The organism is Psychrobacter sp. D2, from assembly GCF_013608135.1.
Lineage (GTDB): Bacteria > Pseudomonadota > Gammaproteobacteria > Pseudomonadales > Moraxellaceae > Psychrobacter > Psychrobacter cryohalolentis.
Genome location: NZ_JACDXZ010000016.1, coordinates 1 through 5,963, shown reverse-complemented (window position 1 = coordinate 5,963; position 5,963 = coordinate 1). Strand labels below are relative to the sequence as shown.

The 5,963-nt window shown below is 47.3% G+C and carries 2 tRNA genes and 3 rRNA genes; all 5 read left to right on the top strand.

The window, feature by feature from the left end:
* The first annotated feature begins 230 nt into the window (after positions 1–230).
* The 5 genes from H0262_RS13055 to rrf all read left to right on the top strand — a co-directional run bounded on the left by H0262_RS13055 (position 231) and on the right by rrf (position 5,551).
* Positions 231–1,769, top strand: a 16S ribosomal RNA gene (locus tag H0262_RS13055).
* Between the two features lie 85 nt (positions 1,770–1,854).
* Positions 1,855–1,931: transfer RNA gene (locus tag H0262_RS13050), tRNA-Ile, on the top strand.
* Between the two features lie 6 nt (positions 1,932–1,937).
* A tRNA-Ala gene (locus tag H0262_RS13045) sits at positions 1,938–2,013 on the top strand.
* 380 nt (positions 2,014–2,393) lie between these two features.
* Positions 2,394–5,255 (top strand): 23S ribosomal RNA (locus H0262_RS13040).
* 182 nt (positions 5,256–5,437) lie between these two features.
* Positions 5,438–5,551: ribosomal RNA gene (gene rrf, locus H0262_RS13035) — 5S ribosomal RNA — on the top strand.
* Together the 16S, 23S and 5S rRNA genes with 2 tRNA genes alongside form the textbook arrangement of a ribosomal RNA operon.
* Positions 5,552–5,963 lie beyond the last annotated feature (412 nt).

Here is a 5,963-nt window from a genome sequence, read left to right as displayed (position 1 = left end):
TTATTTAAAAGCATAACTAAAGAACAACTTGTGTGGATTTTTGCTGATTCAGAATGCTAAAAAATAAAGTTGGTTGACTATCTTTTCGATAGGATTCTAACTATAAAAATTATCATTTAAGACAGTAAAAAAACTCAAAGTTAATTCATTACGAACATAATTTTTAGCGATTTTGCCAGATTAGATGAGCCAAGTTTAGAAGTCTCTTTAAAGGACTTCATAGCAAGATTAAACTGAAGAGTTTGATCATGGCTCAGATTGAACGCTGGCGGCAGGCTTAACACATGCAAGTCGAGCGGAAACGATGATAGCTTGCTATCAGGCGTCGAGCGGCGGACGGGTGAGTAATACTTAGGAATCTACCTAGTAGTGGGGGATAGCACGGGGAAACTCGTATTAATACCGCATACGACCTACGGGAGAAAGGGGGCAGTTTACTGCTCTCGCTATTAGATGAGCCTAAGTCGGATTAGCTAGATGGTGGGGTAAAGGCCTACCATGGCGACGATCTGTAGCTGGTCTGAGAGGATGATCAGCCACACCGGGACTGAGACACGGCCCGGACTCCTACGGGAGGCAGCAGTGGGGAATATTGGACAATGGGGGAAACCCTGATCCAGCCATGCCGCGTGTGTGAAGAAGGCCTTTTGGTTGTAAAGCACTTTAAGCAGTGAAGAAGACTCTTCGGTTAATACCCGGAGACGATGACATTAGCTGCAGAATAAGCACCGGCTAACTCTGTGCCAGCAGCCGCGGTAATACAGAGGGTGCAAGCGTTAATCGGAATTACTGGGCGTAAAGGGAGCGTAGGTGGCTCGATAAGTCAGATGTGAAATCCCCGGGCTCAACCTGGGAACTGCATCTGATACTGTTGAGCTAGAGTATGTGAGAGGAAGGTAGAATTCCAGGTGTAGCGGTGAAATGCGTAGAGATCTGGAGGAATACCGATGGCGAAGGCAGCCTTCTGGCATAATACTGACACTGAGGCTCGAAAGCGTGGGTAGCAAACAGGATTAGATACCCTGGTAGTCCACGCCGTAAACGATGTCTACTAGTCGTTGGGTCCCTTGAGGACTTAGTGACGCAGCTAACGCAATAAGTAGACCGCCTGGGGAGTACGGCCGCAAGGTTAAAACTCAAATGAATTGACGGGGGCCCGCACAAGCGGTGGAGCATGTGGTTTAATTCGATGCAACGCGAAGAACCTTACCTGGTCTTGACATATCTAGAATCCTGCAGAGATGCGGGAGTGCCTTCGGGAATTAGAATACAGGTGCTGCATGGCTGTCGTCAGCTCGTGTCGTGAGATGTTGGGTTAAGTCCCGCAACGAGCGCAACCCTTGTCCTTAGTTACCAGCGGGTTAAGCCGGGAACTCTAAGGATACTGCCAGTGACAAACTGGAGGAAGGCGGGGACGACGTCAAGTCATCATGGCCCTTACGACCAGGGCTACACACGTGCTACAATGGTAGGTACAGAGGGCAGCTACACAGCGATGTGATGCGAATCTCAAAAAGCCTATCGTAGTCCAGATTGGAGTCTGCAACTCGACTCCATGAAGTAGGAATCGCTAGTAATCGCGGATCAGAATGCCGCGGTGAATACGTTCCCGGGCCTTGTACACACCGCCCGTCACACCATGGGAGTTGATTGCACCAGAAGTGGATAGCTTAACCTTCGGGGGAGCGTTCACCACGGTGTGGTTGATGACTGGGGTGAAGTCGTAACAAGGTAGCCGTAGGGGAACCTGCGGCTGGATCACCTCCTTATAGATGGCATTCGGTCAGCAAGAATTCACAACAAGTTGTTCTTTAGTTTAAGCTAGTTTATTAGCTAGAGGTATATGCCTCGCACAGGCCTGTAGCTCAGCTGGTTAGAGCACCGTGTTGATAACGCGGGGGTCGGCAGTTCAAGTCTGCCCAGGCCTACCATTATTAGGGGCCATAGCTCAGTTGGTAGAGCGCCTGCCTTGCACGCAGGAGGTCAACGGTTCGACTCCGTTTGGCTCCACCACATAATAAACTATTCTTTAGATGCTAATAAATAAATAGGTATCAAATAGAAACAAGTGATTCGTCTTAACAAAGACAAGATTACTTCTTTCTGTTTTATACAGAATCTGTGACTCGACGAGAGCATAGAGACTATTTAAAAACATAGATATGAGTCTGGGTTAGGAACACGTGTTCACGCGTTGTTTCTAACCTTAATAACTCACTACTTAACGACATCAGTTGTTATCCCAGTGGTGAGTTATTAAAAAAGTAAAGAGAACTGAATCAAGCGTATAAAATTAGGTGATATCGTTATCATAATTAGACTTATATAGCACTTAGAAATCTAACTCCTATCTTTAGTAATAAAGGTTAGAGAAAGACTACTTGGGGTTGTATGGTCAAGTAATGAAGCGCACATGGTGGATGCCTTGGCAGTCAGAGGCGATGAAAGACGTGACAGCCTGCGATAAGCTTCGGGGAGGCGGCAATATCCTGTGATCCGGAGATTTCTGAATGGGGAAACCCACCTACCATAAGGTAGGTATCTTGTACTTGTACAAGAGGCAAACGAGGGGAAGTGAAACATCTCAGTACCCTTAGGAAAAGACATCAAATGAGATTCCCCAAGTAGCGGCGAGCGAACGGGGAGAAGCCGATTAATGCTAATGTAGAAGAACAGCGTGGGAAAGCTGACCGTAGTAGGTGATAGTCCTGTATTCGAAACATTAGCGTTAACATATTAAGTAGGGCGGGACACGAGAAATCCTGTTTGAAGATGGGGGGACCATCCTCCAAGGCTAAATACTCCTGACTGACCGATAGTGAACCAGTACCGTGAGGGAAAGGCGAAAAGAACCCCTGTGAGGGGAGTGAAATAGAACCTGAAACCGTGTGCGTACAAGCAGTGGGAGCCTTAATTTATTAGGGTGACCGCGTACCTTTTGTATAATGGGTCAGCGACTTATGTTCTGTAGCAAGGTTAACCGTTTAGGGGAGCCGTAGGGAAACCGAGTCTTAATAGGGCGTTTAGTTGCAGGGCATAGACCCGAAACCGAGTGATCTATCCATGAGCAGGTTGAAAGTGCCGTAACAGGCACCGGAGGACCGAACCCACTATCGTTGAAAAGCTAGGGGATGACTTGTGGATAGGGGTGAAAGGCTAATCAAACTCGGTGATAGCTGGTTCTCCCCGAAAGCTATTTAGGTAGCGCCTCGGACGAACACCATTGGGGGTAGAGCACTGTTTCGGCTAGGGGGTCATACCGACTTACCAAACCGATGCAAACTCCGAATACCGATGAGTGATATCCGGGAGACACACAGTGGGTGCTAACGTCCATTGTGGAGAGGGAAACAACCCAGACCGCCAGCTAAGGCCCCAAATTCCTAGTTAAGTGGGAAACGAGGTGGGAAGGCATAGACAGCTAGGAGGTTGGCTTAGAAGCAGCCATCCTTTAAAGAAAGCGTAATAGCTCACTAGTCGAGTCGGCCCGCGCGGAAGATGTAACGGGGCTCAAACTAGGAGCCGAAGCTGCGGATTTGAATTTGTTTTCAAGTGGTAGGGGAGCGTTGTGTAAGCCTGTGAAGGTGTGTCGTAAGGCATGCTGGAGGTATCACAAGAGCGAATGCTGACGTGAGTAACGATAATGCGAGTGAAAAGCTCGCACGCCGGAAGATCAAGGGTTCCAGTCCAACGTTAATCGGGGCTGGGTGAGTCGACCCCTAAGGCGAGGCCGAAAGGCGTAGTCGATGGGAAATCGGTTAATATTCCGATACTTGTTTATAATGCGATGGAGGGACGGAGTAGGTTATGTCAGCCTGGCGTTGGTTGTCCAGGTGAAAGGATGTAGGCAGACAGTTTAGGCAAATCCGGACTGTCATTATGCTGAGATCTGATAGCAAGCTGTACTTGTACAGCGAAGTGGCAAATACCATGCTTCCAGGAAAAGCTTCTAAGCAATAGTTATAAACGAATCGTACCCTAAACCGACACAGGTGATCAGGTAGAGAATACCAAGGCGCTTGAGAGAACTCTGCTGAAGGAACTAGGCAAAATGGTACCGTAACTTCGGGAGAAGGTACGCTGCCGATGGTGATAGGACTTGCTCCTTGAGCTGTTGGCAGTCGCAGATACCAGGCTGCTGCAACTGTTTATTAAAAACACAGCACTCTGCAAACACGAAAGTGGACGTATAGGGTGTGATGTCTGCCCGGTGCTGGAAGGTTAATTGATGGGGTTAGCGTAAGCGAAGCTCTTGATCGAAGCCCCAGTAAACGGCGGCCGTAACTATAACGGTCCTAAGGTAGCGAAATTCCTTGTCGGGTAAGTTCCGACCTGCACGAATGACATAATGATGGCAGCGCTGTCTCCAGCAGAGACTCAGTGAAATCGAAATCGCAGTGAAGATGCTGTGTACCCGCGGCTAGACGGAAAGACCCCGTGAACCTTTACTACAGCTTTACATTGAACTTTGACCTGACTTGTGCAGGATAGGTGGGAGGCTTTGAAGCAGACACGCTAGTGTTTGTGGAGCCAATCTTGAAATACCACCCTGGTCATGTTGGGGTTCTAACTCAGGTATAACAATACCGAGGACAATGTATGGTGGGTAGTTTGACTGGGGCGGTCTCCTCCTAAAGAGTAACGGAGGAGTACGAAGGTGCGCTCAGACCGGTCGGAAATCGGTCGTAGAGTATAAAGGCAAAAGCGCGCTTAACTGCGAGACCCACAAGTCGAGCAGGTACGAAAGTAGGTCTTAGTGATCCGGTGGTTCTGTATGGAAGGGCCATCGCTCAACGGATAAAAGGTACTCTGGGGATAACAGGCTGATACCGCCCAAGAGTTCATATCGACGGCGGTGTTTGGCACCTCGATGTCGGCTCATCTCATCCTAGGGCTGAAGCAGGTCCTAAGGGTATGGCTGTTCGCCATTTAAAGAGGTACGCGAGCTGGGTTTAGAACGTCGTGAGACAGTTCGGTCCCTATCTACCGTGGGCGTTGGAAATTTGAGAGGATCTGCTCCTAGTACGAGAGGACCAGAGTGGACGAACCTCTGGTGTTCGGGTTGTCACGCCAGTGGCATTGCCCGGTAGCTACGTTCGGATGGGATAATCGCTGAAAGCATCTAAGCGAGAAGCCCACCTCAAGATTAGATTTCCCTAAAGAGCCGTTGAAGACTACGACGTTGATAGGCAGGGTGTGGAAGCACAGCGATGTGTGTAGCTAACCTGTACTAATTGCTCGTTTGGCTTGACCATACAACACCCAAGTGGTTTGTATGAAAGCTCTAATTAATCTATCTTGTATAGCCTAGGCTATAGAATATATATAATTTCGATATCACCTTTAACCTTGATTCAGTTAGGTTACAAGTTGGTCGACCAATAGATAATATCTTGACGTCAAAACAATAATAACAGACTCATATCTAACCCCCTTTGCTGACGACAATAGCACGATGGAACCACCTGATCCCTTCCCGAACTCAGAAGTGAAACATCGTCGCGCCAATGGTAGTGTGGTTCGCCCATGTGAGAGTAGGTCATCGTCAGCTCTCTATTCCTAGAAAACCCCCTTTGACTTATGTCAAAGGGGGTTTTCTTTTGGCTGGAGTTTGGAAATAAGAGGATTTCTTATTTGATTTGAAGATATAGAGACTGCTTTGAGTTTTTTAAATGTCGTTACCTATTTAGCGGGTTAAATGAGCTTCATGTCATGATGTTCCAAGCACTATCCAAGCTGATAACAATCTTAAAGCGGTCAAATTTCAGCTAAATAGACGATCTACCTAAATCTTTATTAGTTAGAGTTAAAGCTATCTCAATAAATATTTTTCTAACCCATTGAAAACAATAGACTATTTAAAACCTACTTAAATTAGTTTAAAAACCTTTGATAAAGCGGTTGACACCCCAGTCAGAATCTATATAATACGCCCCACAGCAAAGGAAGCTAGGCAATAAGTT